The sequence below is a fragment of the Oleiphilus messinensis genome, from assembly GCF_002162375.1.
Taxonomy (GTDB): domain Bacteria; phylum Pseudomonadota; class Gammaproteobacteria; order Pseudomonadales; family Oleiphilaceae; genus Oleiphilus; species Oleiphilus messinensis.
On the sequence record NZ_CP021425.1, the window covers coordinates 3716352 to 3741622 of the forward strand.

At 45.9% G+C, this 25271-nt stretch carries 27 protein-coding genes; 7 read left to right on the forward strand and 20 right to left on the reverse strand.

Annotation, left to right across the window (positions count from 1 at the left end):
• Window positions 1-2: 2 nt before the first annotated feature.
• From OLMES_RS28640 to OLMES_RS16245, 3 genes are read right to left on the reverse strand one after another with little or no spacing between them, the layout of a single operon-like run.
• Complete coding sequence (locus tag OLMES_RS28640; protein ID WP_232465128.1) at window positions 3-1268, reverse strand: patatin-like phospholipase family protein; 1266 nt, start codon at window positions 1266-1268, stop codon at window positions 3-5.
• A gap of 17 nt (window positions 1269-1285) precedes the next feature.
• Window positions 1286-2254, reverse strand: a complete 969-nt coding sequence (locus OLMES_RS16240; protein WP_087462232.1) for a DUF4892 domain-containing protein — start codon at window positions 2252-2254, stop codon at window positions 1286-1288.
• The gene (locus OLMES_RS16245) at window positions 2251-3129 is read right to left on the reverse strand and encodes an alpha/beta fold hydrolase (protein ID WP_087462233.1); all 879 of its coding nucleotides are present in this window, start codon (window positions 3127-3129) and stop codon (window positions 2251-2253) included. Before OLMES_RS16245 ends, OLMES_RS16240 begins: the two co-directional genes overlap by 4 nt.
• Before the next feature lie 187 nt (window positions 3130-3316).
• Between OLMES_RS16245 and OLMES_RS16250 the strand changes: the two genes are divergently transcribed.
• On the forward strand, window positions 3317-4249 hold the full coding sequence (locus OLMES_RS16250) for a pentapeptide repeat-containing protein (protein ID WP_087462234.1): 933 nt from the start codon (window positions 3317-3319) through the stop codon (window positions 4247-4249).
• On the opposite strand, the gene OLMES_RS16255 is transcribed toward OLMES_RS16250, so the two are convergent.
• From OLMES_RS16255 to OLMES_RS16275, 5 genes are all read right to left on the reverse strand, one after another.
• Window positions 4246-5034 carry a TatD family hydrolase gene (locus tag OLMES_RS16255; protein ID WP_087462235.1) on the reverse strand — a complete coding sequence of 263 codons (789 nt, stop codon included), beginning with the start codon at window positions 5032-5034 and terminating at the stop codon, window positions 4246-4248. The two genes, OLMES_RS16250 and OLMES_RS16255, sit on opposite strands and share 4 nt — an antisense overlap.
• A gap of 172 nt (window positions 5035-5206) precedes the next feature.
• Entirely contained in the window at window positions 5207-5557 is a 351-nt protein-coding gene (locus OLMES_RS16260; protein WP_087462236.1) for a PilZ domain-containing protein, read from the reverse strand.
• A 118-nt stretch (window positions 5558-5675) separates the two neighbouring features.
• Window positions 5676-6794 (reverse strand): DNA polymerase III subunit delta' C-terminal domain-containing protein, encoded by a 1119-nt coding sequence (locus OLMES_RS16265; RefSeq protein ID WP_087462237.1) that lies wholly within the window; start codon window positions 6792-6794, stop codon window positions 5676-5678.
• A gap of 11 nt (window positions 6795-6805) precedes the next feature.
• Window positions 6806-8920, reverse strand: coding sequence for a transglutaminase TgpA family protein (locus OLMES_RS16270; protein ID WP_198343005.1), 2115 nt, complete (start codon window positions 8918-8920; stop codon window positions 6806-6808).
• 48 nt (window positions 8921-8968) lie between these two features.
• The gene (locus OLMES_RS16275) at window positions 8969-9961 is read right to left on the reverse strand and encodes a DUF58 domain-containing protein (RefSeq protein ID WP_087462239.1); all 993 of its coding nucleotides are present in this window, start codon (window positions 9959-9961) and stop codon (window positions 8969-8971) included.
• Between the two features lie 240 nt (window positions 9962-10201).
• Here OLMES_RS16275 and OLMES_RS16280 point away from each other — a divergent pair, with 240 nt between their 5' ends.
• Window positions 10202-10846, forward strand: a complete 645-nt coding sequence (locus OLMES_RS16280) for a hypothetical protein (protein ID WP_087462240.1) — start codon at window positions 10202-10204, stop codon at window positions 10844-10846.
• Window positions 10847-11228: 382 nt separating this feature from the next.
• Here the strand turns inward: OLMES_RS16280 and OLMES_RS16285 are convergent, their stop codons facing one another.
• A complete protein-coding gene (locus OLMES_RS16285) occupies window positions 11229-11669 on the reverse strand; it encodes a hypothetical protein (RefSeq protein WP_087462241.1) in 441 nt (146 codons plus the stop codon).
• A 95-nt stretch (window positions 11670-11764) separates the two neighbouring features.
• Between OLMES_RS16285 and OLMES_RS28030 the strand changes: the two genes are divergently transcribed.
• Complete coding sequence (locus OLMES_RS28030) at window positions 11765-12001, forward strand: hypothetical protein (RefSeq protein WP_157678343.1); 237 nt, start codon at window positions 11765-11767, stop codon at window positions 11999-12001.
• 229 nt (window positions 12002-12230) lie between these two features.
• Here OLMES_RS28030 and OLMES_RS16290 read toward each other — a convergent pair whose 3' ends face one another.
• The 5 genes from OLMES_RS16290 to OLMES_RS16310 form a co-directional block, all read right to left on the reverse strand.
• Window positions 12231-12725, reverse strand: a complete 495-nt coding sequence (locus tag OLMES_RS16290; RefSeq protein ID WP_087462242.1) for a hypothetical protein — start codon at window positions 12723-12725, stop codon at window positions 12231-12233.
• Window positions 12726-12735: 10 nt separating this feature from the next.
• Window positions 12736-13134, reverse strand: coding sequence for a hypothetical protein (locus tag OLMES_RS16295; protein ID WP_087462243.1), 399 nt, complete (start codon window positions 13132-13134; stop codon window positions 12736-12738).
• A gap of 262 nt (window positions 13135-13396) precedes the next feature.
• Window positions 13397-13654 carry a hypothetical protein gene (locus OLMES_RS16300; RefSeq protein ID WP_157678344.1) on the reverse strand — a complete coding sequence of 86 codons (258 nt, stop codon included), beginning with the start codon at window positions 13652-13654 and terminating at the stop codon, window positions 13397-13399.
• Between the two features lie 158 nt (window positions 13655-13812).
• On the reverse strand, window positions 13813-14382 hold the full coding sequence (locus tag OLMES_RS16305) for an SMI1/KNR4 family protein (RefSeq protein ID WP_087462245.1): 570 nt from the start codon (window positions 14380-14382) through the stop codon (window positions 13813-13815).
• Between the two features lie 277 nt (window positions 14383-14659).
• A complete protein-coding gene (locus OLMES_RS16310) occupies window positions 14660-15163 on the reverse strand; it encodes a hypothetical protein (protein ID WP_087462246.1) in 504 nt (167 codons plus the stop codon).
• An 87-nt stretch (window positions 15164-15250) separates the two neighbouring features.
• On the opposite strand from OLMES_RS16310, the gene OLMES_RS16315 reads away from it, so the two are divergent.
• A complete protein-coding gene (locus OLMES_RS16315) occupies window positions 15251-15523 on the forward strand; it encodes a hypothetical protein (protein ID WP_087462247.1) in 273 nt (90 codons plus the stop codon).
• 291 nt (window positions 15524-15814) lie between these two features.
• On the opposite strand, the gene OLMES_RS16320 is transcribed toward OLMES_RS16315, so the two are convergent.
• Window positions 15815-16711: an ankyrin repeat domain-containing protein gene (locus OLMES_RS16320; protein WP_087462248.1), complete on the reverse strand. Its 897-nt coding sequence runs from the start codon at window positions 16709-16711 to the stop codon at window positions 15815-15817.
• Between the two features lie 193 nt (window positions 16712-16904).
• Between OLMES_RS16320 and OLMES_RS16325 the strand changes: the two genes are divergently transcribed.
• From OLMES_RS16325 to OLMES_RS16335, 3 genes are all read left to right on the forward strand, one after another.
• Window positions 16905-17888: a transposase gene (locus tag OLMES_RS16325; protein WP_087462249.1), complete on the forward strand. Its 984-nt coding sequence runs from the start codon at window positions 16905-16907 to the stop codon at window positions 17886-17888.
• 217 nt (window positions 17889-18105) lie between these two features.
• On the forward strand, window positions 18106-18588 hold the full coding sequence (locus tag OLMES_RS16330; protein WP_157678345.1) for a hypothetical protein: 483 nt from the start codon (window positions 18106-18108) through the stop codon (window positions 18586-18588).
• 466 nt (window positions 18589-19054) lie between these two features.
• Window positions 19055-19354 carry a type II toxin-antitoxin system RelE/ParE family toxin gene (locus OLMES_RS16335; RefSeq protein WP_087462251.1) on the forward strand — a complete coding sequence of 100 codons (300 nt, stop codon included), beginning with the start codon at window positions 19055-19057 and terminating at the stop codon, window positions 19352-19354.
• Window positions 19355-19445: 91 nt separating this feature from the next.
• On the opposite strand, the gene OLMES_RS16340 is transcribed toward OLMES_RS16335, so the two are convergent.
• The 5 genes from OLMES_RS16340 to OLMES_RS16365 all read right to left on the reverse strand — a co-directional run bounded on the left by OLMES_RS16340 (window position 19446) and on the right by OLMES_RS16365 (window position 24928).
• A complete protein-coding gene (locus OLMES_RS16340; protein WP_087462252.1) occupies window positions 19446-19787 on the reverse strand; it encodes a hypothetical protein in 342 nt (113 codons plus the stop codon).
• Window positions 19788-19797: 10 nt separating this feature from the next.
• On the reverse strand, window positions 19798-21312 hold the full coding sequence (locus OLMES_RS28365; RefSeq protein WP_087462253.1) for an RHS repeat-associated core domain-containing protein: 1515 nt from the start codon (window positions 21310-21312) through the stop codon (window positions 19798-19800).
• 476 nt (window positions 21313-21788) lie between these two features.
• Entirely contained in the window at window positions 21789-22631 is an 843-nt protein-coding gene (locus OLMES_RS16355) for a DUF6160 family protein (RefSeq protein ID WP_087462255.1), read from the reverse strand.
• 522 nt (window positions 22632-23153) lie between these two features.
• On the reverse strand, window positions 23154-23723 hold the full coding sequence (locus OLMES_RS16360; RefSeq protein ID WP_157678346.1) for a hypothetical protein: 570 nt from the start codon (window positions 23721-23723) through the stop codon (window positions 23154-23156).
• A 266-nt stretch (window positions 23724-23989) separates the two neighbouring features.
• Window positions 23990-24928, reverse strand: a complete 939-nt coding sequence (locus OLMES_RS16365; protein ID WP_087462257.1) for a DUF6160 family protein — start codon at window positions 24926-24928, stop codon at window positions 23990-23992.
• Between the last annotated feature and the right edge of the window lie 343 nt (window positions 24929-25271).

Sequence of the window (25271 nt, forward strand, 5' to 3'; positions counted from 1 at the left end):
GATTATTTGCTCAAGTCCATTTTTTGTTCATGGGCCTGCAGAGCCGCTTCAGCTTGTTTCCTGCCCAGGGCGATAAGCTCGGGAGCTTTGTGATACTCAAACGTTTTGCAAACATGCTTGGGGATGTTGATCAAAATATCGGGCGGATACCCTGCAAGTTTGTATTGGGTCAGGCTACTTTGCATGGTCTCGAACGCCATATTCATAATATCAAACTTGCTAAACTGACCATTACTTTCAAGAACTTCTTCTATCTCATCGTCTCTCGAGTCAGCCTCAACCCGATCACCCTGAATGAACTGGCGACCCGGACTAACGGGGTCAACCCGCGTTGATCGTTCAAGCTGGCTGGATTGATCGCCTCCCCTGCCCTTATTGCCATCTTCCCGCAGCAATCCGGGATCGTTTTGATCATCGCGCTCATTTTTTTCAACGACAGCCGCTTCACTTTTTTCAACAACAGCAGCACTGTTTTTTGGCCAGTCGTCTCTCAGGAAGGCTTCCCGCGCGGACTCGTTTCGCGCTTTTATCGCATCGACCTCATCCTCTGAGGCTAGTCCGTCAGCCAATACGCTTTGCAACGCATCTTTGTCGAACAGTTTTGATGTTTTGTGTTTCACCCGGGTAATCCATTGCTCGAACCGCTCTTCAAAACGAGCCGTCGGCTCCTGCGGCTGTAAACGGATAGTTCGACCGTTTTCCCAGCTCAGGTTCACGGCAACCACCAGATCGGCGTGGGATGCAACGGTGGGCATAATCGGAAGTGGATTTAACAAGCCGCCATCAACCAGAAGACGATCTCCAAGCGCCACCGGTGTCAACAAACTCGGAATCGCCACGGACGCCCGGATTGCTTGATGCAGCGGGCCTTCCTGGAACCAGATCTCCTTGTGGCGCAGCAAGTCTGTTGCAACCGCCGTGTAAGGAATCGGCAAATCTTCTATCGCAATATCACCGATCAACTCACGCACGATAGAAAATACTTTTTCGCCGCGGATTGCACCGGGAGAGGTGATCGACACATCTAGCAGACGCAGAATATCAAATTGATCCAGGCCGGTTGCCCAGTCTTTAAATTCCTTTAACTTTCCGGCGGCATAGATCCCGCCGACCAGCGCGCCCATGGAACACCCGGAAAGCGCGATAATGTCATAGCCATGCTCCTGAAGCACCTCAATTACACCAATATGAGCGTACCCCCTGGCCCCGCCACTGCCAAGAGCCAGCGCAACGGTTGGTTTTTTGTCCGGTTGTGCTTGTTTGATCATAGTATTGATTGGTTACATTATTGAGTGATCAGAAGCAGTTCAACACGATGGCCATCCAACGCCACATCTGGATGGGGCGCAAGCGGACCGACCCCTTTGTAAATCAATCGTTGCTCCGGTAATCCTCGCTTCAGCAACCAATCCCTGACCCGTTTCGCCATCGCCAGAGAGGCCTCTTCCCACTGGCGTACTGTGCGATACTGACGAGTCTGTACCAACACTTCCGAAGTTGGTGACACCGTCCGTGCCGTATGGCCAACAATATACAGATTTAAATGGGCATTTTGCGCCAGCATGGTTTTGAGTTGATCAATTTCGTTCTCGAGGCTGGAAAATTCCAGATCCAATTTCTCATCCGCTGGGACACTGATGATACGCTTCAACGCATTGCCCTGAGATCCGTTTTCCAATCCGCGGGAATTCAAGGACAGTTCCTGAACATAAACATAAACCCGTCGATTGCCGCGTTCAACGGTATAGATGACATATAAACCCGCTTCGGGTGCATTCACGCGAAAAACAGCATAATGCTGCTCGCGATCCTTACCGTATAACACCGCCTCACGAAAAATATCATTCGCCCAGGTATTGCTCTCGCCGCAATCCCGACCTTTGCACTGGTACATTAACGAACCATTGATAGCGCCAATTCTGCGCTCGTAATGCTGAAAAGCCTGAACGGCTGTGTGCCCCCCTTCAACCCGGTATAAAGACCAACTTCCCTGCACATCGAAACGCTGTTCTTTATCCAGTCTTACGGCATTGTTCACACGTTTGACTGCGCTCAATACTACGGGAAAATCAGGGTCACGAATGCTATCGCTACGCTCCAGTCGTGAATAGGGATAAGGATCAAGAGACGGCAGTGTTTCACTCAACACCGAGTGACTCAGGGCAAAAAGTGTCAGGACAACGACGAATCGCCCCAATGATCGCTGTGCATGTCGCAACAAGCAGAGGTAATCCGGTAGACGTATCATAATCATGTTTTATTATGTGCTCTTTTGTCTAAAAAAGGATTGATAACAGACGCTACAGCTTCAGGACTCCCCTCCAGGTGAAGATGATGATGTCCACACAGCTCATGCACTTCGCGTTGCGCCAGACAAGCTAGCCGTTTTTTCACAACGGCACTGCGAATCAGGAGTCCATCTTTAGCGAGAATAACACAGGTTGGAGATTTAACCGCAAGTAATATCGCCTGAACCTGCTCTTCTGACAAACGCATCAAGGAAGGGTACCGCAATCGGGCATCTGTGCGCCAGGTTACACCGCCATTACAGGGCTTGATACCTCGCGCCACCAGCCGTGCTGCCGCATCCTCACCCAGTGCGGTAATTCCCTTCATCCTCGCTGCCACAGCATCATGGATATGAGTGTAGACAGGTTGTGCATTTCGGTGAGATAAGCGTTTATCGATCGCTTTACGCAAGCCTCTGGGTAGTTTCTCCGGCTCATCGGAAAAAGGGCCAACGGAATCTATTAAAATCAGACTATGCAACCACTCCGGATAGGTCGCAGCCCAGATAACCCCGATTACGCCCCCTAAAGAGTGGCCCAAATAATGAACCTTTTGCAAGCCAAGTGCAGCGAGGAAGGACTGAATATCCAGAACAGACTCAAGCAAATGGTATTGCTCAGCAGGGCTCAAATGACCACTTCGTCCGTGACCGGGCAAGTCCAGCACCAGATAACGGAAGTGCTCAAGATTCAAATGCGGCATCAGGTTACAGAAAGACGCCGCATTATCCAGCCAGCCATGAACAACCAGCACCGGTTCACCCAGGGGACTACCCCACTCCTGAAAAGCAATCCGGCAACGCTCGGTTTGCACACTTTGCTCTGTCACCTTTAACCCCATAACCCACCCTTACACTGAATATAGACGAAACGCTGATCCCGCACTGCCAACCTTCCGTCCAAACAGACAACAGTACAAACTTTATCCATTCCGGGTTGGCTTCTATAATTCTAATTCAACCTATACTGTTGAGACCGGTTACACCCGACTCACAAAAACCTTGTCATCCGCTTACGGTACCTCAGAAATGCCAGCAGAGCACCCTGATAATACATTAGATGATACCCGTTTTTGGCAAGATGATGGTGCCGACAAATCCCTTGAGGATCTCGCCGCACGTCTGGAAGCTCGGGCGCGAACCGGGAATCCGATGCAAAAGTTTGCCCTGCGCCGATGTCAGTTACCCGGCATTAACCTGGTCAATGCACACTCCAAATCCGGGTTCAAACTCACTCATAGCGATTTATACCGGGCGGATTTGCGTAAAGGGCACTTTTTCAATGTCGACTTCAGCGGCAGCTCACTGATGAAAGCCAATCTGGAGGGTGCCAACCTGCACTGTGCAAATCTGAGTGACTGCAATCTGCTCGGTGTAAATCTGGAAAAGTGTAAACTGGAAAATGTCACCTGGGGTTCTGAATTGATCCAGGAAAAACAAGCCAGAGCCACCCGCAATATCGCCGAAAAGCACGAATATTATCAACAGGCAGAAGAAATTTACCGGCACCTGAGAAAAGTTACGGAGTCCGAAGGCCTGTTCGAGCAGGCCGGTACATTTTTCCAGAAAGAGATGGTCATGCGACGCTACCAGATGCCACGATATTCCAGCCAACGCATAATCTCCCGCATGGTGGAAATATTTTGTGGTTATGGCGAACAGCCCCTGAGAGTCATTCTCTTTTCTATCATCGCCATCATTTTTTTTGCGGTATTGTACCTGCTCACCGGTATCACCGAGTCCGATCATCTGCTCAGACTGAACTTCGACAACTCCTTTCAGGACAATATTTCGCAATTGCTCAAGTGTCTGTATTTTAGCGTCGTGACCTTTACCACACTGGGGTACGGCGACCTTGCCCCCACAGGGTGGGCTCGAGGGATCGCCGCAACAGAGGCGTTTATCGGGAGCTTTACGCTGGCCTTGTTTGTTGTTGTCTTTGTAAAGAAGATGACGCGCTAGTTGCTGACTCGCTTGGGTATTTTGAACAGGCGATAAAAATTTTCCGATGTTACTTTCGCGACAGTCTCGACACTAACACCTTTCAGCTCCGCTATCTTTTTCGCAATCTCAACAACATAAGCCGGCTCGTTCGATTTGCCTCGATAAGGCACCGGGGCAAGATAAGGGCTGTCAGTCTCGATCAACATATTCTCAAGGGGCGTTTTTTCTGCAACCTCTCTAAGAGCTTCGGCATTTTTGAAGGTCACAATACCGGAGAACGAAATCAAAAAGTTGAGCTCCATCGCCTGTTCAGCCATCTCCCAGGTTTCAGTGAAGCAGTGCATCACACCACCCACAGCGGTATCCGCGTGCTCACGCATAATCGCCAGTGTATCTTCACGGGCATCACGGGTGTGGATAATGGTAGGCTTTTTGGTGATTGATGAGGCTTTAAGATGGGCAGCAAATCGAGACTGCTGTTGCGCTTGCGTATCATTACCGTAGTAATAATCCAGACCGGTTTCTCCAATCGCAACAATTTTTGGATCATCCGCAAGTTCAACCAAACGCTCTACAGATGGCTCCTCGCCCTCGTTTTCAGAAGGGTGAACACCAACCGATGCATAAATATCATCGTTGTTTCGCGCAATGCGCAAAACATCCTCGTAGTGCTCCAGTTGAATCCCGACACAGAGCATGGCCTCTACACCGGCCACGCGAGCCTGCTCCAGTGGCCTATTCAAATCCCCGTCGTGGTGGGAAAGCTTTAAACGATCGAGATGGCAATGCGAATCTACAAACATGAACTAATGCGCCCCAATGTCCTATACCAAATTACTACATCTAATTACTGCACATATTACTGCACAATAGTACGACAGCAATATCAGGACGCCACTTTACCTTAATCAGACTCGGGATTCACCTTAGACACGGAGATTACTTGAAAACAGGCAGACTGCCTTGAAGCACGCATTACATCGTGTGCGTAGGACGGTCGGAGCTGAGTGCACCGGCAAGATAATTTTCAATTTTGCTCTTCGCCGTTTCATCATCGCCGTTAAACTGAACACCGATCCCTGCGGCACGATTGCCCTGGGCACCCTTGGGTGTAATCCAGACCACTTTGCCTGCAACCGGGATTTTTTCCGGCTCGTCCATCAAGTTAAGCAAAAGAAAGACTTCATCACCCAGCTGATAGTTTTTCGCAGTCGGGATAAACAACCCACCATTTTTAACGAAAGGCATGTATGCCGCATACAAAACTGCTTTGTCTTTGATGGTTAACGTTAGAATACCGTGACGGGCACCTAATCCTGGAGGCATACTCGATTCCTGTTAAATAATATCCTGTAAATAAACGTCTCTTTTGACAATTAAAACCTATATCACTGAGTTTTCAAGTTTAACGCGACCACAACTAACGCCCCCACCTGCATTCGGACTATGCTCTCTGCCGCCGCATCAATGATTGCCAGGACAACAACAACGTTTCCAAAAGCAGCAATTCGTTAGGATTGGTCTTCCGGTTTACTGCCGTTATCCCCTGCAGAATTTCGTCTTGCATTTCAAACAACCGAATCCCGGAACTGCGCTGGGCCAGGTACTTCCACATTTCCAGTTTTGCAGTAACGGTCAGCGCGGCTTCATTTGTGGTCAGCTGATAACGAATAACCTGCTGAATCCACACCAACTGCCACTTTAAAAGATCCAGCAAGGGGTGACTCTTCCAGTTTTGCGCCAGCTCGACCGCAGACGTCTGCCCCTTCAACAATTTGGCTAACCCCTCAATAATGTCGGGTAACTTCAAAGCGGAATCATCCGTAAGCCACTGATAAACCTGTAAGGGCGCTCCACGGCCATGGGCCATCAATAAATCCAGTGTTGCATCATCAATATTAAGCTGAGCGGATTGACATTGCGCTAACAACCACGATTTGCTGGTGGCTAGATCAGGCTGATCAAAGCGCACAGTCTGGCACCGTGAACGTATGGTCGGCAGCAGTTGCCCGGTACGATGGGTGACCAGTATAAACAGTGTGTGCTCGCTCGGCTCTTCAAGGCTTTTGAGCACAGCATTGGAAGCGTTGGTGTTCATCGCCTCTGCAGGCGTAATAATTATGACCTTACGCGCGCCCACCTGTGCTGACTGGGCAATCACGGGCTCCAGCTGACGGATCTGGTCGATCTTGATAATGGTGCTGTCTTCTTCCGGCTGTGCGACAACATAATCGGGATGGGTCTCACCCGCAAACAACAGGCAACTTTTGCACTGCTGACAAGGGATAGCATAGGTGCCTGCATCATTGACATCTTGGCTTTCGGGCTGGTCGTTTTTTGCATTCGTTGGGTCTGCATTCGCCGGGCCAGATACAATGGGTGCGTCAGATACAATGGGTGCGTGACACAGAACCAGCTTCGCAAACTGTTCTGCACACTGTTGCTTACCAATTCCCTCCGCCCCATAGAGCAAAAACGCATTGGGTAACCTGTCATTCAACAACGCATCGGACAGAAAATTCCAAGCGCCCTGTTGCCAGGGTAAAAAAGGACTATCGCCCATCGAATCGCACCTTAAAGCCTTTTTACACCAAATTTCTTGAGGCGCTTACCATACACGCTTTGGGAAAATCTTGAAACTTTATCTTTAAACGCTTTAACCTCTTGCTGCCGGGACAGAATTTGACCCGCCTCAGGGGAAAACGTATAGCGGATATAGTCCTGTGTAATGCGATCAACCAGCTCTGTCTGCTCCGGCAACGTCGCCTTAACCTTGCGCGAAAAATCCAGCGGCCCTTCATGCCCCGAGTAGTCAATACCTACAGACTGACAGGATCTGATAAACCTCAGATACAACCTGACCATTACCGGGTAATGGTGCCGATTGCGTTGATACCAGGACCACCCGGTAAACGCCAGCGCAAATAGTGTAATCAATCCCGTCATGGTGGCCACCAATGCAAAGACGATATCTTTTTTCATCCACGCCGGCAGCAGCCCTTCCTGTACATCGGCGTTATAGCCTACGATCCATTTTTGCCATTGATAGTTCAGCGAGTCCAATTGCCACCGGACCCAGCGAACGAGCTGAAAGTCGTTATAGCGCGCAGGTGAAAACAAATTGTCCTGGAGAAACGAGCCCTCCTCACGCACTGCCTCCTGTAAACCCGATTCAATACGGGAAGGCGATACATAGGCCGTGGGATCCACCCGCTGCCAGCCGACCCCTTCACGCCACAACTCCACCCAGGCATGGGCGTCGAATTGATGTACCGTGATATACTCGCCACTCTCATTCCATTCCCCTCCTTGATATCCCGCGACAACGCGCGCAGGGACACCCGCCAAACGTGCCAGATAAGCAAAGCTGCCGGCATAGTGGGCGCAAAACCCTTTCCTGGAATTAAACAGAAAATCATCAACAAAATCTTCTGAAAGCAATGGTGGGTTAAGTGAATAGAAAAAGTTATCGCGCTGAAACATTTGCAAGACCGCTTGCAATAAAGCATCCGGGTCTTCGTATGTTTTTTGCAGCTCGGCGACCCACTCCCGCGTTTTAGGGTTACCGAGGCGGGTGGTTTGAGTGTATCGCTGATAATCACGATCAGAGAGACTGAGTACATCCTGGCGCACCCGCCCCCGTTGCGGATCTTCCCCCTGTTTTGCCCCTGCCCGATCCAGTCGGTAAATCGTCGGTTGATAAACAGGCTGATAAAAACGCACCAGCCCGTGCCGATCTATCGTAATGTTATTACTGGCCACCACCGGATCATCCAGTCCAAACGCCCATTGATTGCCGGAAACCTCCATCACGACGGTATAGGCCTCGGGAGAAACATTATCAAAAAGCTTTACATCGATGAGTTTACCCAGGACTGGCGTCCGATCGAACTCGGTTGTAAACCACCTGCGGCCGTTAAAAGTATCCATAATCAACCCCCTCCAATACCATTCAGAGCGAGGCGGCGGTTCACCTTCAAAATTAACGCGAAAAACCTTTTCATCCGATTGAGCGAGGCTGGCAATACTGCCGGGGGCCATGCTACTCGATAAACCTGTTCTGGCCTCCCCGGTTTTAAGCGGCACACTCCAAAGTGGCGCAACACGGGGAAACAGAAAAAACATCACGAGCATCACCGGAATGGTGAACAGTGAAATTTTAAATACAGACTTGATTTGTGTGCGTTTGCGGGACGCGCCGGAAACCGTTGCATTGAGTTGGTTGATTCTCGCCAGCAAGTAAAACATTCCAGCCAGCACCACAAACTGATACATCACCCAGAGTATACCTTGTTCGAACAGAAACAATGTCGCGCAAAAATAGAAGTTCAAAATAATATAATTGGCCGCATCGTTTTTACTTTTCACTTCCAGCAACTTCAAGGCAATGGCCAACATAAAAAAGACCGCTGCAGAATTGATATTGACGCCACTCCGGAATAAATAAAAGCAGGACAAACTGGTCACCACCACAGCGGCGACTTTTTGGTAACTTTTGGGGTATCCAATCTTGCCAAGCGCGATCAATATTCGCCAGGCCAGAATCAGAAAGAAGAACACACTCAGTAAGAACGGCACCCGATCCAGATGGGGAAACAGCAACGCACTGAACATGAAAACCAGACCATAAATATCCAGGGTACGGACAGGACGGCGAAGGGTGATACGACTGGAAAACAGACTAAACACAATTACGGAGCCTCTGTGAGGTGATAACATCAGGATTCGCTGTGCAGTTCATACCGACTCGGCACCATACAGTGCGAGCAACTCCAGGCATTGAGTCAAATGAACCTGACCAAACGACGGCGCCAACCTGTTTTGTCCGATAATCAAACCATAAGGCTGATTACGTTTATCCGCAGCCAGTAAATCAAAACACATATTTTCCAGCCGAAGCTCGATATTGCCCGCATTGTAATTCTCGAAGCAGATATACTGGGGATCGCCCACTTGATGCTCGAATTCCTTAACGTATAACTCGCCCCGTTGGGCAAAACGCTTCCACGCAATGTACTTGATCGGGTCACCAGGACTGTAATCCCGTATACCAAAAAAGTCATCACCGCCTTTCAAGCGTTTATTTTGATCACTGTCTTCAATACCGGATTGTTCTGTTGAAACCGAAACCCCTTGTGTTGGTTTCGGGTAAACAATTACGCTGCAATCAAGGTCGACCCAGCTCCAGACCCGAATCAATCCAAACGGGTAAAAGGATTCAATCAATAACCTTCCCGGCCGCCAGCGTCCCCGCTTACCGGTCAAGGCTGTAATCGAAAAATGGCTCGGCCCCGAGGCGCTGGAACAATCAACAAATACGGGATAATCATCCTGCCATCGGAGCACAATATCCCGGTGTGCCGTCTTCGGGATCAGGGAAACCTGAAAATTGGCCTCTTCCCCCGCATAAACATTATTGACGCGACCAAACTGGATCGTAAGCCCGAGCAGATTGGAATAAGCCACCAGAATATTGGCAATCAGAATACTGGCGAGAAGGAAGGTTAACAGGTAAATCATATTATTCTGGTAGTTGATGGCCGTCAGTAACAACAAGGCAATGACCGCACAAAACGCCAGTCCCTTCTGAGAGGGAAAAACGAAAATCGATTTCTGCTCCAGCGTTACCGACTCTGACGGCGGGATTCTTCGATGCAACCACTTCCTGAACTTACGATTCAACCCTTTCGATATCGATTTATCTGATTCAACTATTTGCCCGGCAGTCACATAATCTCCTGAATAATCTGGACCAACTGGTATTTCATACGCGCTAAAGCATTTCGAATGCCCGAATCATAAGTCTAGATCAACATTGGCAACCACACCGAATCAAGACCGAGTTAACATTATCGCGCTACGTAACAAAGAATAAACAAAAACGTTACAAAATGATTTTATTCAGCTATTGATATTTGTTGTCAAACCCCTAATACTCTGTTATGAAATCTCGGATAACAGAGAACCGCCATGCCTACTCAAAAACCAAGTAAAAAGTTAATGCGATTGGCCAGTCCACTTCTGCCTCTCGGCCTTGCCATCATAGCCAGCTCGGCTAATGCAGGCGTACGCTCCCTGACTAGTGATGAAATGACCGAAACCTACATTCAGGATTCGACCATTATCGTTACCTCTGCGAAGCGCGACGTGGATGATGAAAAGAAAGCGAAAGCCTATGCCACGCTAACCATCTCCCCCGGTGAAGCGGCCCAGACCGAGGCCGAAGAGCAGGTTGAGTTCGAAGAATTCCGGGATCGACAAGATCAAATGGTAGAAGGTGCCGTTGCCGCAGCGGAAGAACAGGCACGCGATGCCACCTTCGCCCTGCTGGAACAAAACGCAATATTGCCGCCACCCGATGTGAGTGGCATAACCGCCCCGAGACCCATGCCCAATATTCCGGGCTTTGCTGTTCCCGAGGGTGATTTCAATTATCAGTTCTATGGCAACCAATTGGGCCTGGGTAAAGTAAACGATCAACTGGTGATGTCATTCGGCAACCTGCCAGGCATTGAAGACGTTAACCTCCCCCGCGCAATCAACGAAGGCCCGATCCAGATGACCCCAAGACCGGGCGGTGGATTCGACCTGATTATCGACATTCCGCAGAACTGATGCTGGGTATTCAAAACCTCACCTGTATGGGGGTGGGGTTTTTCTCAGTTTAAATTTCCATTCTTCTTGAGCCATGCTGAACGAGAGCAAATCGTCAGTAATAGCCTTGGCCACCAGCGAACTTCCGGCTTGGAACTATGTCGAAGTTTATTTTCGACTTAAGCCTTCCTCTTTTTCATCTCATCTGAAGCATCACCGAGCAACTCGGGGCACTTTACGCTCGAAATTTATAGTTCACGCCCCTTCCAATACTATTTTTTCCACATCACCGCGATAGTTTTTGGGGGGATTACAGGATAAGTACTGAGTGGCATACCAAATTCCGTAATCCGACGTTTGAAAGTTACGAGTGGGTGTCCCATGAAATGGATCAAGCCCAAGCTTATACGTTTTCAGAGAAATTAATCGATTCAATTCCTATATTAGAATTCACAAAAGCTAGTACTATTTTTTCAAGGTACCAATTCACATCGGTGCATCCACCTTCAGAAAGCACTTGTCGGTTTATTGTCAGACAAACGGTAAATGTACAATCTTGCCGGAATAAAAACTCCCCGCCTACTCCTGATTCTTTCCATGTCAGTGTTATACCAATTAACTCACCGCTTTTCTCTTTCTTATGAAAGATTTCTATTAAGTCATCGTTATCGAAACCTGCTCGCTCCCAATCAAAGTCCTCATCACCTAAGGGAAGATATAAAGCTCCTCCTTGATAATTGAAACCCCACCCGAATTTCAACAACACTCTAATAATTTCTACAATGGTGTGTATAGAATCAATTTTTGAATACCACTTAAAATCTATATCTGCTGAAATAGCCATGTTCCCTTAATGCTCAAAATATTGCGATAACAGGACACCCACTCAAAATATAACTTACGAGTGGGTGTCCTCATTATTATTGTGGAACCGGTTGATTGGACCAGGCGCATTCAACAGGAAGACAAGCGCGGATCGATCTCAACAACGCTCCCCCCATCCTGCAACGCTTGAACATCAATGAAGGAGAACAGTGGATGCAACTCACCGGGAAAATGGAATTATTATTTCCAACCTTCGTGGGCCATGCTGACCGGGTGAAAATCGCCAGTAAGACCCTTGGCCACCAGCGAGTTTCTGGTTTGGCTCAATGTCGAAGTTTATTTTCGACTTAAGCCTCCTCTTTTTCATCTCGTCTGAAGCATCACCGAGCAACTCGGGGGAACTTTACGCTCGGGATTTTTCGTTCACGCCCCTTTCAGCATTAAACTTGCCACCTCAACGCGATAGTTTTCCCTTTTACCTGCAATACGTGCCAGCTACGTACTGAGTGACATACCAAGTTCCGTAATCCGACGTTTGAAACTTACGGGTGGGTGTCCTCGTTATTCTTTTAAACGTGTTTTAGTTGCTGTATGACACCGATCCACGGATTCTTTCCCAAAAATCCTGTAACTCGGGGAATTCATTTTCTATTACGTTGTTTAGAACAAATTCTATTTGACGAACATTCTCAACTTCTTCACTTGCCTGCTCTCTTACGAATGGCACTAATTGATACCACACGAAAACAACAATATCCGGTTGCTTTAACGCCAGCAACTTAATATGGTTGATTACATTTTTTACGCCTATTGCATTCGAAATTGTAGTAAGCCAGTATCTTATCTCTGATTCATCCTTCCTCGAAAGGCCAACATCAAGTAGTTTAAGAAAATTTTCCTTTCCTCTAATAACTTTTGCTGCCAGAGCAAGTCCGGAGAAACGAACTCTCCGGTCATTACTTTTCAATATGGCCATAACTACCTGAAATGAGTCTTCTTGACCCATTTTTTTTAACTCTGTCGAGAGTTCGTGTAAGGCTGTTTGATCCGGAAGACGAGATATCAAATATTCCATTTATAGTTTCCTAATGCCTTTTGAATAGTTCTACCGGTAGTCCCGACTGCCACGCAAAATCTGGTGACGGCTGATAATGGGCCGAGTTATTAGCCCATTCCCTGATAGCTCCTCTTGTTCCTGCTGAATATCCGAATCTTATTGTACAAGCACAATCAACCTGTAAAGCTCCTTGTGATATATCAAAGTGACCGGCTGTGCTTGGTTTTGCAACATAAGTATGGCCATTAATTGTCACAAAATTATATTCACCTTTTGCCGTATATCTACCACCATGACGCCCGACTAAATAATATTTACCGTTTTCCTGAATCAAGCGACGGTGTGTAACAGGATACCATGTATCACCTTCATAACGCGGATCAAGTTTCTGCGGTGTAATTGTTCGATCATTTCCCTCTTGCAACATAATTCCTGGCGATAAATCACCTGGGATTGGAGATTCTGTTGACTATGGTCCAGTAAGATATAACAGGACACCCACTCAAAATATAACTTACGAGTGGGTGTCCTCATAAAATGTCAGAACTTGAACTTGAACTTGAACTTGAACTTGAACTTGTAACTTGTACTTGAACTTGTACTTGTACTTGTACTTGGGCAGGAGCCGAAGCCTTGGGGGGTTGTGTAGACCAACAGTATTTTCTAGCCAACCAGGGATAAGAATGCATCTACAAATCAATAATAATCGGGTATTTAATTACTTCCCCATTAACAATTTGCCAGAGAATTTTGTTGAGCCGTTTTGCTTCTCCTAGATTATTTAGTAACACTTTTTCAAGTTCATCATCTAGATTAATCGTTTTGATAGGCGAATTTAGACTGTATTGCGCTTCACACACGTAGCGTTTCCCATCAATACTAAATTCAAGACTCATACGATTTAACGCGGGAACGTTTTCAACACCATGCAATATCAAGATCATCACTTGAGCACTGCCTGCTCTCCCCCTGTGGCAGGATAATTAAACAGTTAAACAGGACACCCATTACAGTCTGGAGTGACCTACCTCGTTTGAAACTTACAAGTGGGTGTCCTCGTTATTTTTAGAGACGCCAAAAATTGGTCAAATATTAAGAATCCATTCTAGTTGTAACTCTCCATATCCTGCATTATCACATTAAGTAATTCTTCAAAATTTCTCCACCCCTTTTCTCCTCTATACCCATCCACGTGAGTTCTTCCCATATCAACAATAACAACTGGGTAATCATTGGTATCTGAGATCGAAACGTCAAAACATGCTGGCCCCGCATCATTTGCATCGTAAGCAAACGGTACTAGCATGTTTTTACCAAAGAAAAGATTAGAATCGCGAAGCGCAAGATATTGATTAAACTCCTTCAAAGGTTCGTTCGAAGGAGTTTGTGGGAGCCTAACAACAAAGTCAGTCATCAACAAACACTTATAAAGTAGATAAGCTTTGAAAAGATCGGGCAATGAGTGCCCAAGACATTCTTCAATCTTGGCTAAATCTGATTCTTTGAGGGGGCTATCAACTGGTTTCCATTCAGCCCAGCCATCAGCATCAGGACTTCCTACCATCATGTTGGTTGGAACTTCCAGTGCAAAACCCTCTCCAGAGTTGGACAAAAATGTGTCCACAAACTTCTCAATGACTTTCTTATTATGTAAAGAAATCTCGTCGTTTAACATGTAAATAACCCCTGATAATCATTCAAAAGGATCATGCCATACTCGTTCTCTCGGTACGGGAAATGTCCAGGGCCGAGGCTCCAATAGTCCAGAATTGGGATTTAACCTTTTATTTTAAACAGGACACCCACTCGAAATATTGACCCACTCTAAAATTACTGTATATTCAAACAGAACTGCCACTCTTCAAAGGATCTCGATAACAGGACACCCACTACAGTCTTGAGTGACACCGGGGGCTTGTCACAGTGCTTGTTGCATTTGTAACATTAGGGCATCATAGTGATAGGCCTCGACTTACGTTGGCTTTTATTTTTTTTGCTTGATGCCTCAATTTTTGTGTAGGGGCATTCTTAGAACATATATTAAGAGCATTAACAAGCTCCTCATCATACCGTAACCGCTCAACATACTTTAAGGACAAGTCACACCAGTATACTGAACCTGAGTTCATAGCTGAAAGAGCCACCTCTTGAAAGGGAAAGCTCTCTATCAGCTCTACTGGTAGTTGCGAGGATTGGAGCCCCTTTTTTATAGCCATTTTGACATCCAATAAAACTGCTTCGAGAATTGGGTATAGTGGCATATAAGATTGATCTGAATAAAACTCATATACAGACTCTTTACCCATTCTGACCCAGTTACCATTGCATGATATCCCTAAAATTAGCCCGAGAGACCCTAGAGTAACAACTTCAATCCATTTAAGGGACTTTCTTTCATCACCATCAATGGGACTTTCCCTCCAAGAAGTTACCTGTAAAAACAGCTCTCGGTTCATAACAAGTTCTCTATTTCCTAAATGTCGCAGAATGGGTAATGTCAACACGAAATATAACAGGACACCCACTCAAAATATAACTTACGAGTGGGTGTCCTCATTATTATTATTGTGGAACCGGTTGATTGGACCGGGCGCATTCAACAGGAAGACAAGCGCGGATCGATCTCAACAACACTCCCCCCCATCCTGCAACGCTTGAACATCAACGAAGCACAGTGGATGCAACTCACCGGGAAAATGGAATCATTATTTCCAACCTTCGTAGGCCATGCTGACCGGGTGAAAATCGCCAGTAAGACCCTTGGCCACCAGCGAGTTCCTGGTTTGGCGCAATATCGAAGTTTATTTTCGACTTAAGACACCCTTTTTTTCATCTCGTCTGAAGCATTACCGAGCAACTTGGGGGCACTTTACGCTCGGGATTTTTCGTTCACGCCTCTTCCAGCATTAAACTTGCCACCTCAACGCGATAGTTTTCCCTTTTACCTGCAATACGCGCCAGATACGTACTGAGTGACATACCAAGTTCCGTAATCCGACGTTTGAAACTTACGGGTGGGTGTCCTCGTTATTCATATTCATAAAAAAGAAATTTTGAATCTGTGGTGGCGATGGCATGTGCAATTCAGTGGTTACCTATATGGAACGTCAACACGCCCTAGAAGTGTATTTTTCTAAAAGTTCAACTATTTCAGAATCAGCATCATTTTTGGCCTGATCAAGAGCGGTAATTCCGTCCTTGCTTTCTATTGCAAGATCAACATTTTCGTCAATCAGTGCTTTAACTACTCGAAGGTCATTTCCATAAACCGCTGCCATTAAAGGCGTAGCACCATCTGAGTCTTGAGCATTAACATCGGCACCAGATCCAACAAGCTTGGTAACAATATCTAAGTAGCCTTTCTCACATGCTTCTATTAATGGCGTCGCTCCCACCTTGTTTCTAGGATCAACATCAGCCCCTCTATCTAATAATGCATCCAGAAGATCTACTCTATTATTAACACTAGCAAGAAATAGAACCGTCATACCTTCGTTGTTGACACCATTAATATTTGCTCCGTTTGATAGCACAAATTCTATACAATCATCGTTTTCAAAAAACACTGCGGCCATCAGCGGTGAATTTCCCTTAAAATCACAAAGCTCCAGACTAGCACCTAAGCTTGTCAATTTCTCTACTACATCCAAATGCCCAGATGCTATCGCAGCCAAAAGGGGAGTTACCCCTTCACTATTTGACTTATCGATTAGTTCTTTAGCAGCATCAGCAATGAGTGAAACAGAGGCAACATCACCTCGCGCCGCACTAAGAATCAGCGAGGAATTTCCTTCAACTGTTACATCTTCCAAGCTAGCTTGCTTTTCTATTAAGAAGCTCACGATCTGTGATTGTGAAGAATCACAAGCCACTAATAAAGGAGTATAACCTTTCTTGCCTTTAGAATTAATGTCAACGCCAGAGGACAATAAATCGGTTACGAGAGCTATGTCTCCTTTTGAAACAGCTTTAAACAACTTTTCTTTCTTCGAGAAACCTAACATGGCGCGCCTTTGGTTAGAAACAATTGTAAATGTGAATGATAGCTCGACTTAATTTATTCATTGTCAAATGTTTCGTAAAGACCATATCCGAAATTTAACTGGACACCCACTCGAAATACACTCGAAATATTGACCCACTCTAAAATTACTGTATATTCAAACAGAACTGCCACTCTTCAAAGGATCTGAAGACATGCCTAAACCAAGGAAAGCACAAATTTCTCTCGATGCAACGCCCTACTACCATTGCATTTCCCGCTGCGTACGTCGCAGTTTCCTTTGTGGTATTGATCAGTACACTGGTAAAAGCTATGAACACCGTAGACGGTGGGTCGAGGATCGTTTGATCCTCTTGGCACGCACCTTTGCTATTGATGTCTGTGCCTTTGCTGTGATGTCAAACCACACCCATACGGTGCTCCGTATTAACGAAGCAAAAGCCGAAAACTGGAGTACAAGAGACGTTATTGAACGTTGGCACTGTATTTTTGCCGGAACAACGATCTCTAGACGTTTTCTAAAGGGCGATACACTGCTCGAATGTGAGCTCAATCAAATCACTGCTCTGGCTAAGTTATGGCGAGCGCGACTACAGGATATCAGCTGGTTCATGCGGTCATTAAATGAGCCGATTGCACGAGCAGCCAATCAGGAAGACCAATGCACCGGGCGATTCTGGGAAGGCCGCTTCAAATGCCAGGCACTACTGGATGAACAAGCTATAGCGGCCTGTCTTGCCTACGTCGATCTGAACCCGATCCGAGCAGGCATTGCCAATTCACCAGAATCATCGGATCACACCTCCGTTCAAAAGCGAATTAGAGCAGCAAAATCAGACTCACCCTATCAACCGGATTACCTGCTCCCCTTCGTCGGAAACTCCAGAAAAGACCAGCCGGATGGACTTCAGTTTAATTTGCAAGATTACTTGGAACTGGTTGATTGGACCGGGCGCATTCAACGGGAAGGCAAGCGCGGATCGATCTCAACAACACTACCGCCCATCCTGCGACGCTTGAATATCAACGCAGAACAGTGGATGCAACTCACCGGGAAAATGGAATCATTATTTCCAACCTTCGTGGGCCATGCTGACCGGGTGAAAATCGCCAGTAAGACCCTTGGTCACCAGCGAGTTTCTGGTTTGGCGAAATATCGAAGTTTATTTTCGACTTAAGACACCCTTTTTTTCATCTCGTCTGAAGCATCACCGAGCGACTCGGGGGCACTTTACGCTCGGAATTTTTCGTTCACGCCCCTTCCGGCAATAAACTCGCCACCTCAACGCGATAGTTTTCCCTTTTACCTGCAATACGCGCCAGATACGTACTGAGTGACATGCCAAGTTCCGTAATCCGACGTTTGAAACTTACGGGTGGGTGTCCTCGTTATTTTTGCGAAACTCCAGAAAAGACCAACCGGATGGACTTCAGTTTAATTTGCAAGATTACTTGGAACTGGTTGATTGGACCGGGCGCATTCAACGGGAAGACAAGCGCGGATCGATCTCAACAACACTACCGCCCATCCTGCAACGCTTGAACATCAACGCAGAACAGTGGATGCAACTCACCGGGAAAATGGAATCATTATTTCCAACCTTCGTGAGCCACGCTGACCGGGTGAAAATCGCCAGTAAGACGCTTGGCCACCAGCGAGTTTCTGGTTTGGCGCAATGTCGAAGTTTATTTTCGACTTATACCCCCCTCTTTTTCATCTCGTCTGCAGCATCACCGAGCAACTCGGGGGCACTTTACGCTCGGGATTTTTCGTTCACGCCCCTTCCAGCATTAAACTTGCCACCTCAACGCGATAGTTTTCCCTTTTACCTGCAATACGTGCCAGCTACGTACTTAGTGACTTACCAAGTTCCGTAATCCGACGTTTGAAACTGACGAGTGGGTGTCCTCGTTATTTGTTTTCTTAGAACATATATTAAGAGCATTAACGAGCTCCTCATCATACCGTAACTGCTCAACATACTTTACGGGTGGGTGTCCTCATTATTTTGAAACTTATGAGTGGGTGTCCTCGTTATTCGCCACACGCCACATACCTAATTGCGTAAACTACCGTTTGAAACTTACGAGTGGGTGTCCCGTCCCCACCGCGTTCCGGCAAGGCAATAAACTCGCCACCTCAACGCGATAGTTTTCCCTTTTACCTGCAATACGTGCCAGCTACGTACTGAGTGACATACCAAGTTCCGTAATCCGACGTTTGAAACTTACAACTTACGGGTGGGTGTCCTCGTTATTTGGTGGGTGTCCTCGTTATTTTATTTGACGATGTGGCCAATGGGCGCGTGATGAGTGCCGAGGACTTAAGGCAAGAGATTAAAACATGGTAGTGTGGTCACTGGATGCCAGGCTACAGCTAAAAGAGATTCACCGGTTTATCGCCCGAGACTCGGAAACCTATGCCCAGCGTGTCACGGATGAAATGGTAGAACGCTCCATGCAACTGGACAAGCTACCTTACCGTCATCGGATGATGCCGGAATTAGGGGAAGAAACGGTTCGGGAGTTTTCCATTTACTCGTATCGGGTGATCTTTGAGATTCTGCCGGATGAGCACATCGCGGTCATTGCGGTTGTGCACAAACGGCAGGATATCCAGCCCGATGATATTCACCGGGCTTGAAGAGTAAAACAACGGCATTTCAGATATTTTAGAAAAAACTAAGGAATACTGCTGAACTGCCCTCACTATCGGCAATACCTACAGTTTATTCCTAGCCTACTAAAGACACTAAACTATCTTCATCATCGTAGTGTATTATTAACTTCTGAACATTTTTCAATATCAGTTCATTTGTTATCGTTTTTTGTAGTTCACCAATAATTGTGATGCGATCAAAATAAACCAAATACTTGCCCCCTACACAACAAGTTAGATGATCAAGAGTTTTATCCAGTAAATCTTCTTCAACAACGTTAATCCGATACTCATTTGTGCGATTGTCATCGTCAGATAAAATCATCTCGTTGTTAATGTCGACAAGCAAGTTCGAAGTAATTTCTACTTCGTAACCGATAAGTCTATCTTGTTCTAAAAAAGTAGTTTTTACATCCATAGATAAAAGCCTATTTTATAGTTACTCCTTGCCCCAGAAACACTTCTTTAAATGCATCTAAAGTCTGAAAATATGCCCTACCATGGGGGTCTCTAATTGCCACGACATCCTGACCTTGCCTGCGAGTTATTCCATCGACAACAACTGCATGACCACCCTGAGGAGTTCTTATTGCAACAATGGCTGGGTTTTGACCTGAAGTAGCTCGACTCAATGCATCAATAGTTAATCGCCTATTAAAGGTCGCATCCAAGCCATTTGCTGACAACGTTCGAGCAAGCTCATCAATTCTAACAACACGATTCGAAGCACCAGTCAGCCCAGCAAGCTCAGTAACATTGCGACCAGGTAACAGTGTATCTAATACCATCCCACAAGAAGTTGGGCCACATGTCGGAGCATTACCTTGGTTAAGCAAAGGAAGATTCGTATTTCTCCGTAGCTCACCAAATGAATTAAAAAGGCTGGAAGAGCCAATAGCCTCACTAACATTCTTATAAGCTTTACCAGCGTTTTTTAACGGCGGCATAGCAGCCAATGCACCCTCAGCAGAACTCGCAGGCAAAATAAGTGCTGCAGTAACATAAAGACCACCCAAGGTAGAGTCCGCTAGCGGGTTATTATTAAAAAAATCCGCGTTATTTGAGCGCACATCCATGAGAAAATCATGGCTGGGCGAAAGTAAATCTATACTCCTTGTTTCCTGTGCATAGGTATAGTTGAACTCTAAACCATCAATGCTCCAGCCAGACCCAGCATTGTGCGCGTTGTAGTCGTAGTTGGAAGCATTCGCCATGACCAAGTCAATCAAGCTACTTTCAACGAGGTAACCTGTTGGATCGGTAGCGCTTAACGGATTATTGAGCACATAACTGTAACGGTTATAGTTCTGACTGTTATACGGATCCTGAATAATCGGATCAGGACTCAAGAACCGCCCAACAACCGGATCATAAACCCGCCCGTTCATATGAATAAACTCTTCAAGATCCAGGTGTTCGTGGCCGGTGTATCCTCGGTTTTGGAAGTAGCCGGGGTCGCTGGCTTCGAATTTTCTGCCGAATGGTGAGTATCTGGCAATGCTGATAACCGGTTCGTACCATGGGTGAGCCGCAGCTACCGTATTATTTTCCGGGAGAGTTGGCTCACTATCATTAGCTTTAACGCGGTAAATCTTTTTCAGGGTGGGCTCAACTATGGGGCTAGCTGTTGGCGCTATCCCGATTTCACGAGTAGTGAGTGTGATTGAGCCCAAATGATCTCGATGAAGATAGCTTTCCTGATTATTCGATTGCGAGTTAACCGGCTTGCGCGAAACCTGCAGAAAATCACCCACAAACAATTTTTCGAAGCTGCTATCTGCGTTCTCAACGACTTCGAAAATGCCCCCGATGTAATAGGTTTTCTCACCATCATCAGTTTCTTTAAAATAACGTGCACGGTCGGGGCCGTACCGGAAATTGATGAACTCGTCACCGCGTGAGATCCGTGTGGGTTTGTTGAAGCTCGAATAATCGATCTGCACCGCACCCCGGCTCGTGATGTTTCCTCTTGGATCGGAGATGAAACCGTTTGACTTGGTACGCTCAAGGTACCAGGCTATCTGCGCTACGCAACAGAAATTTCAGATAATGGAAAAATTGTTGTCAGCCACTCTATTGCCGATGAAGGTAACTCACCAAGATTCGAAGCATTTATCTGGGATAACACTAATGGTATTCGTAGCCTGGAGGACGCGCTCCAAAATGAGATGGGTGTAGATTTGAATGGCTGGGAATTAGACACTACGCACGCCATATCAGAAGATGGCAATCATATTGTGGGAAATGGGCGAGATGAATTTGGCAATCAAGCTTACTGGCTGGTAAAACGCTGATTGACGAGTGTACGACCTCTGCTTGGTAACCCAAAAAGCTCCATGAGCCAAAAAACACCAAAGTTCAATATAAGAAACCACCCAGATGGGTGGTTTCTTATTAAACTAAACTTAAGATAATCTGCTTAGTGACCGTAAATATCCAGAGTCGCCTGCACTTTCAAGTCAGTAATATAAATATTACCGATTGAAGCACCACCACCCATTGCAACGTTTGTTAAGTCCAGATCACCAGAGAAGTCGGTCAGGTTAACACGTAAACCAGAACCCGTTTGACCTACACCCAATTGAGCATGCGCCAAGTCCAGGTTGTTACTTTCGCCACGGCTGTTGTGTAACTTCATACCCATGGAAGTATTCATGAAGGTCAAATCCAGGTTTCCTTCCAGCGCGAAGTAGGCATCAATTTCCAATACGGTTTCACCCGCATCCCCGCCATTGTTGTGAACTACTAAATCGACCGGACCTAAGTTACCCGTTAGGTTCAGGTTCGAAACCAGTGTTGTTGTTTCAGTGCCCGCTGCTGCAGCAGAACCGATGTTGCTTGCATAACTGGAATCTGCCAACTCAATGGAGCCAATGCTTAAACCGATATCTGCGGTACCATCACCATCACCCGTTGAACCTTCACGCAAGGTAATGACAAGATCACCATTGCCAACTGCGATGTCGGTTGAGCCACCGACTGCTGTCGTTGCGCCGGTGAGTGTCTCACCTGAGCCCGCAACATCAACTGTAATTTGTAGAGTTTCATTAATATCAAGATCGATATTGTTGATGTTTAAGAAACCTGCATCCTGATAGGCTACCTGGCCAATCGTAACGTCTGCAGCACTTACATCAATCGTCAAACCTGCCTGACCGGTCATCTCCCCCATCGAAGTGTCGTCCAGCGCTTGCATCTCTGCATGTGCAGCAGAAGTAGCGGTGATAGCAGTGACCAAAGCAATTTTTTTCAGACCTTTCATTATTTTTCTCCTTAAAACGCTTTTATAGTTTCAATCAAACGATTTCTAAAATGAAATCTGTTTTTAGAATTTCGTTTCAGGTAAATTTACTGGGTGACGACCGAATTTAATATAGTGTTTCTGTTGCTTTAGTAACCGATAATGTTGTTCAAATGTACTACTTTCGGTATCAGGACAACATTTTGGTACAGATAACCTGTTTTTATTTGATCACTGCGTCACTTTTTAAGATTTACTTTTCAATCAGTAAAGTTGAGCAAACTATGCTTACAGTTTGAAATCTATGGAGATACACGATGAGATTAAAACTGGATAGAAAAGAGTACTTTTTTTGGGCGAATTAGTGCGGCTTTGTAGATAGCAAGCATTGATTTACTTGAGAACAGCAATTAGGAAGATAAAAGAGATAGTGATGCGACAGATTATTAGAGATATAGAAGTAATTTATAAATAGACGCAAAGAGGCCGGAATATCTCCGGCCTCTTAAAGTTGTTTAATCTAGCGAAATGCCAAGTGGTTGATTATTTCTTTTCCTCTTCCGCCTTGGCCTCTTGCTCTTCTTTCAACTTATTAAAAATAAAACCTTCAAATTCAACGTCTTTTACTGCACCAAACTCGACCTTTTTATCTTCACCCTGGGCAATTTGAACGGCAACCAGTTTTGAGTAGCCTGAGAGATACTCTACTTCGGTATTAAATTGTAATGGTGCATCTTCCGCTGCTTTAAATTTGTAAGTAATCGCAGACCCCAATAAGCGCCCTCTTTCCGCTTGCGCTTTAAGCGTTGTACGGATCAATTCCATTGCCTTGATTGGATCGCTCACCGTTTCACCGGGTTTTGCCAACCAAACGAATTTGAATTCGCCATTCGGGAAAAGCCCGGCCCCGAAGGGTGCAAAGTCTCCGTAGGTTTCTTGCAGTGATTTTGCTTTGTTGAGCACCTGGCCTAACAGGTACTTGGTATTGGTTTCTTCTTCTTTCTTTAACTGATCCGAAACTTCCTCCGCTGCGAATGCGACACTTGACACTAACAAAGAAAGAGACAGTACAAACTTACCCCAAAATGAATGACGCATATAACCTAAGTACATACTTTTTATTTTATCCTCCAGTTTTATTCAAAATAATAATAAATTTTGGAATTTTAATTAGGATAACAGATTCACAGGCTTGGAAAAAAGTCGACTTGATAACAAAACACAATTTTAAATGATTTGTAATTGAAGAAAGGCACGTTTCTGAATAAAAGAAGAGAACTGCAATAAATTCAAGGCATTAGTCTTTAACATAAAGGGCGTCAGGACGAAAAAAGCCACCCGAAGGTGGCTTCCTGTTTTCCTAGGAAAACGAGTACTGCTTAGTGGCCGTAGATGTCCAGAGCTGCAGTAACTTTCAGGTCAGTGATGTACAGGTCACCGATAGAAGGAGAAGATCCCATAGTGATGTTAGTCAGATCCATATCACCAGAGAAGTCTTTCACGTTTACTGCCAAGCCGTTAGTAGACTGACCAACAGTCAACTGAGCGTGTGCAAAGGAAGTGCCTTGACTGCCCAGAGAGATAACTTCATCACCACGGTTGTTATGCAGAGCGAAACCAAGGCTGGTGTTCATGAATGGCAGAGTCAAAGTGTTTGCAGTAGGATCTGCACCGCCACTTTGATCAGTCACGTTGAAGTAAGCGTTGATTTCCAGAGTTTCTGCAGTTCCACCATCGTTATGGATAACCATGTCGATAGGACCGATCAAACCGTTCAGGTTCAAGTCAGATACCAGAGTAGTGGTGTTAGCAGAACCTGCGATTGAACCGATAGTTGCATCAGACTGAGCCAAATCAACAGAACCGATGTTCAAACCGAAATCTACGAAACCGTTTTGACCGCGCAATGCAATAACTAAGTCACCGTTACCAACAGCAATTGAATCGTCAAAAGTGGTAGTATCAGTCAAAGTTGCACCAGCTGCAGCAGCTGCACCAGCCAGGTAAGTTTTACCCAGTGCACCAGCACCACCTACATCAGTTGGGTCAGAACCAGCCACATCGATGAACAATCGGATTTCATCCAGAGCAGTACCGTGCGCACCAGTCAAAGACATATCAGAGATCGCCAGGAAACCTTCATCTTGGTATGCGATTTCGCCGATTTCGATAGTAGCAGCGTTAACATCGATGGTCAGACCAGCTTGACCAGTCATTTGACCCATGGTGCTGTCATCCAGAGCTTTCAGCTCAGCTTGAGCAACAGAAGAAGCAGCAGCGATAGCAGTTACCAAAGCAATTTTGTTCAGGCCTTTCATATTTGTTCTCCTAACAAGTTCTTAGAATTGTTGTATAACGTTGATTTATTTATTGTTTTAAACTTGCTTCATCCTAAGCATGCACTTGAATGAAGTCTTTGTTTAACTTCTCGGTTTGTTTTGTTTGCTTACCGAGTGATTGTCATTTTATGTATCGCACGGAAAAATTCTGAGAGCGAACTCACAAAAAAATACGCAAATACTACAAAGTGTACGGTTAGTGAGACGCAAAGCACACTTTTTAGTGCAATTTGCAACCAACTCACACACGCCAAGCAACAATCATTAACAATAAATCAGCGGGAGAAACAAAATAGTCGTCGTCAGCCTCCTATTTTCTATA

What these genes read in the sequence shown, in the direction of transcription:
- OLMES_RS16250 (WP_087462234.1), top strand. Translation starts at nt 3,317, where the DNA reads ATGCCAGCAGAGCACCCTGATAATACATTAGATGATACCCGTTTTTGG.
- OLMES_RS16255 (WP_087462235.1), bottom strand. Translation starts at nt 5,034, where the DNA reads ATGTTTGTAGATTCGCATTGCCATCTCGATCGTTTAAAGCTTTCCCAC.
- OLMES_RS16310 (WP_087462246.1), bottom strand. Translation starts at nt 15,163, where the DNA reads ATGAACCGAGAGCTGTTTTTACAGGTAACTTCTTGGAGGGAAAGTCCC.
- OLMES_RS16285 (WP_087462241.1), bottom strand. Translation starts at nt 11,669, where the DNA reads ATGGCTATTTCAGCAGATATAGATTTTAAGTGGTATTCAAAAATTGAT.
- OLMES_RS16240 (WP_087462232.1), bottom strand. Translation starts at nt 2,254, where the DNA reads ATGATTATGATACGTCTACCGGATTACCTCTGCTTGTTGCGACATGCA.
- OLMES_RS16280 (WP_087462240.1), top strand. Translation starts at nt 10,202, where the DNA reads ATGCCTACTCAAAAACCAAGTAAAAAGTTAATGCGATTGGCCAGTCCA.
- OLMES_RS16320 (WP_087462248.1), bottom strand. Translation starts at nt 16,711, where the DNA reads ATGTTAGGTTTCTCGAAGAAAGAAAAGTTGTTTAAAGCTGTTTCAAAA.
- OLMES_RS16305 (WP_087462245.1), bottom strand. Translation starts at nt 14,382, where the DNA reads ATGTTAAACGACGAGATTTCTTTACATAATAAGAAAGTCATTGAGAAG.
- OLMES_RS16290 (WP_087462242.1), bottom strand. Translation starts at nt 12,725, where the DNA reads ATGGAATATTTGATATCTCGTCTTCCGGATCAAACAGCCTTACACGAA.
- OLMES_RS16265 (WP_087462237.1), bottom strand. Translation starts at nt 6,794, where the DNA reads ATGGGCGATAGTCCTTTTTTACCCTGGCAACAGGGCGCTTGGAATTTT.
- OLMES_RS16360 (WP_157678346.1), bottom strand. Translation starts at nt 23,723, where the DNA reads ATGTACTTAGGTTATATGCGTCATTCATTTTGGGGTAAGTTTGTACTG.
- OLMES_RS16295 (WP_087462243.1), bottom strand. Translation starts at nt 13,134, where the DNA reads ATGTTGCAAGAGGGAAATGATCGAACAATTACACCGCAGAAACTTGAT.
- OLMES_RS16340 (WP_087462252.1), bottom strand. Translation starts at nt 19,787, where the DNA reads ATGGATGTAAAAACTACTTTTTTAGAACAAGATAGACTTATCGGTTAC.
- OLMES_RS16335 (WP_087462251.1), top strand. Translation starts at nt 19,055, where the DNA reads ATGGTAGTGTGGTCACTGGATGCCAGGCTACAGCTAAAAGAGATTCAC.
- OLMES_RS16355 (WP_087462255.1), bottom strand. Translation starts at nt 22,631, where the DNA reads ATGAAAGGTCTGAAAAAAATTGCTTTGGTCACTGCTATCACCGCTACT.
- OLMES_RS16365 (WP_087462257.1), bottom strand. Translation starts at nt 24,928, where the DNA reads ATGAAAGGCCTGAACAAAATTGCTTTGGTAACTGCTATCGCTGCTGCT.
- OLMES_RS16245 (WP_087462233.1), bottom strand. Translation starts at nt 3,129, where the DNA reads ATGGGGTTAAAGGTGACAGAGCAAAGTGTGCAAACCGAGCGTTGCCGG.
- OLMES_RS28640 (WP_232465128.1), bottom strand. Translation starts at nt 1,268, where the DNA reads ATGATCAAACAAGCACAACCGGACAAAAAACCAACCGTTGCGCTGGCT.
- OLMES_RS16260 (WP_087462236.1), bottom strand. Translation starts at nt 5,557, where the DNA reads ATGCCTCCAGGATTAGGTGCCCGTCACGGTATTCTAACGTTAACCATC.
- OLMES_RS16325 (WP_087462249.1), top strand. Translation starts at nt 16,905, where the DNA reads ATGCCTAAACCAAGGAAAGCACAAATTTCTCTCGATGCAACGCCCTAC.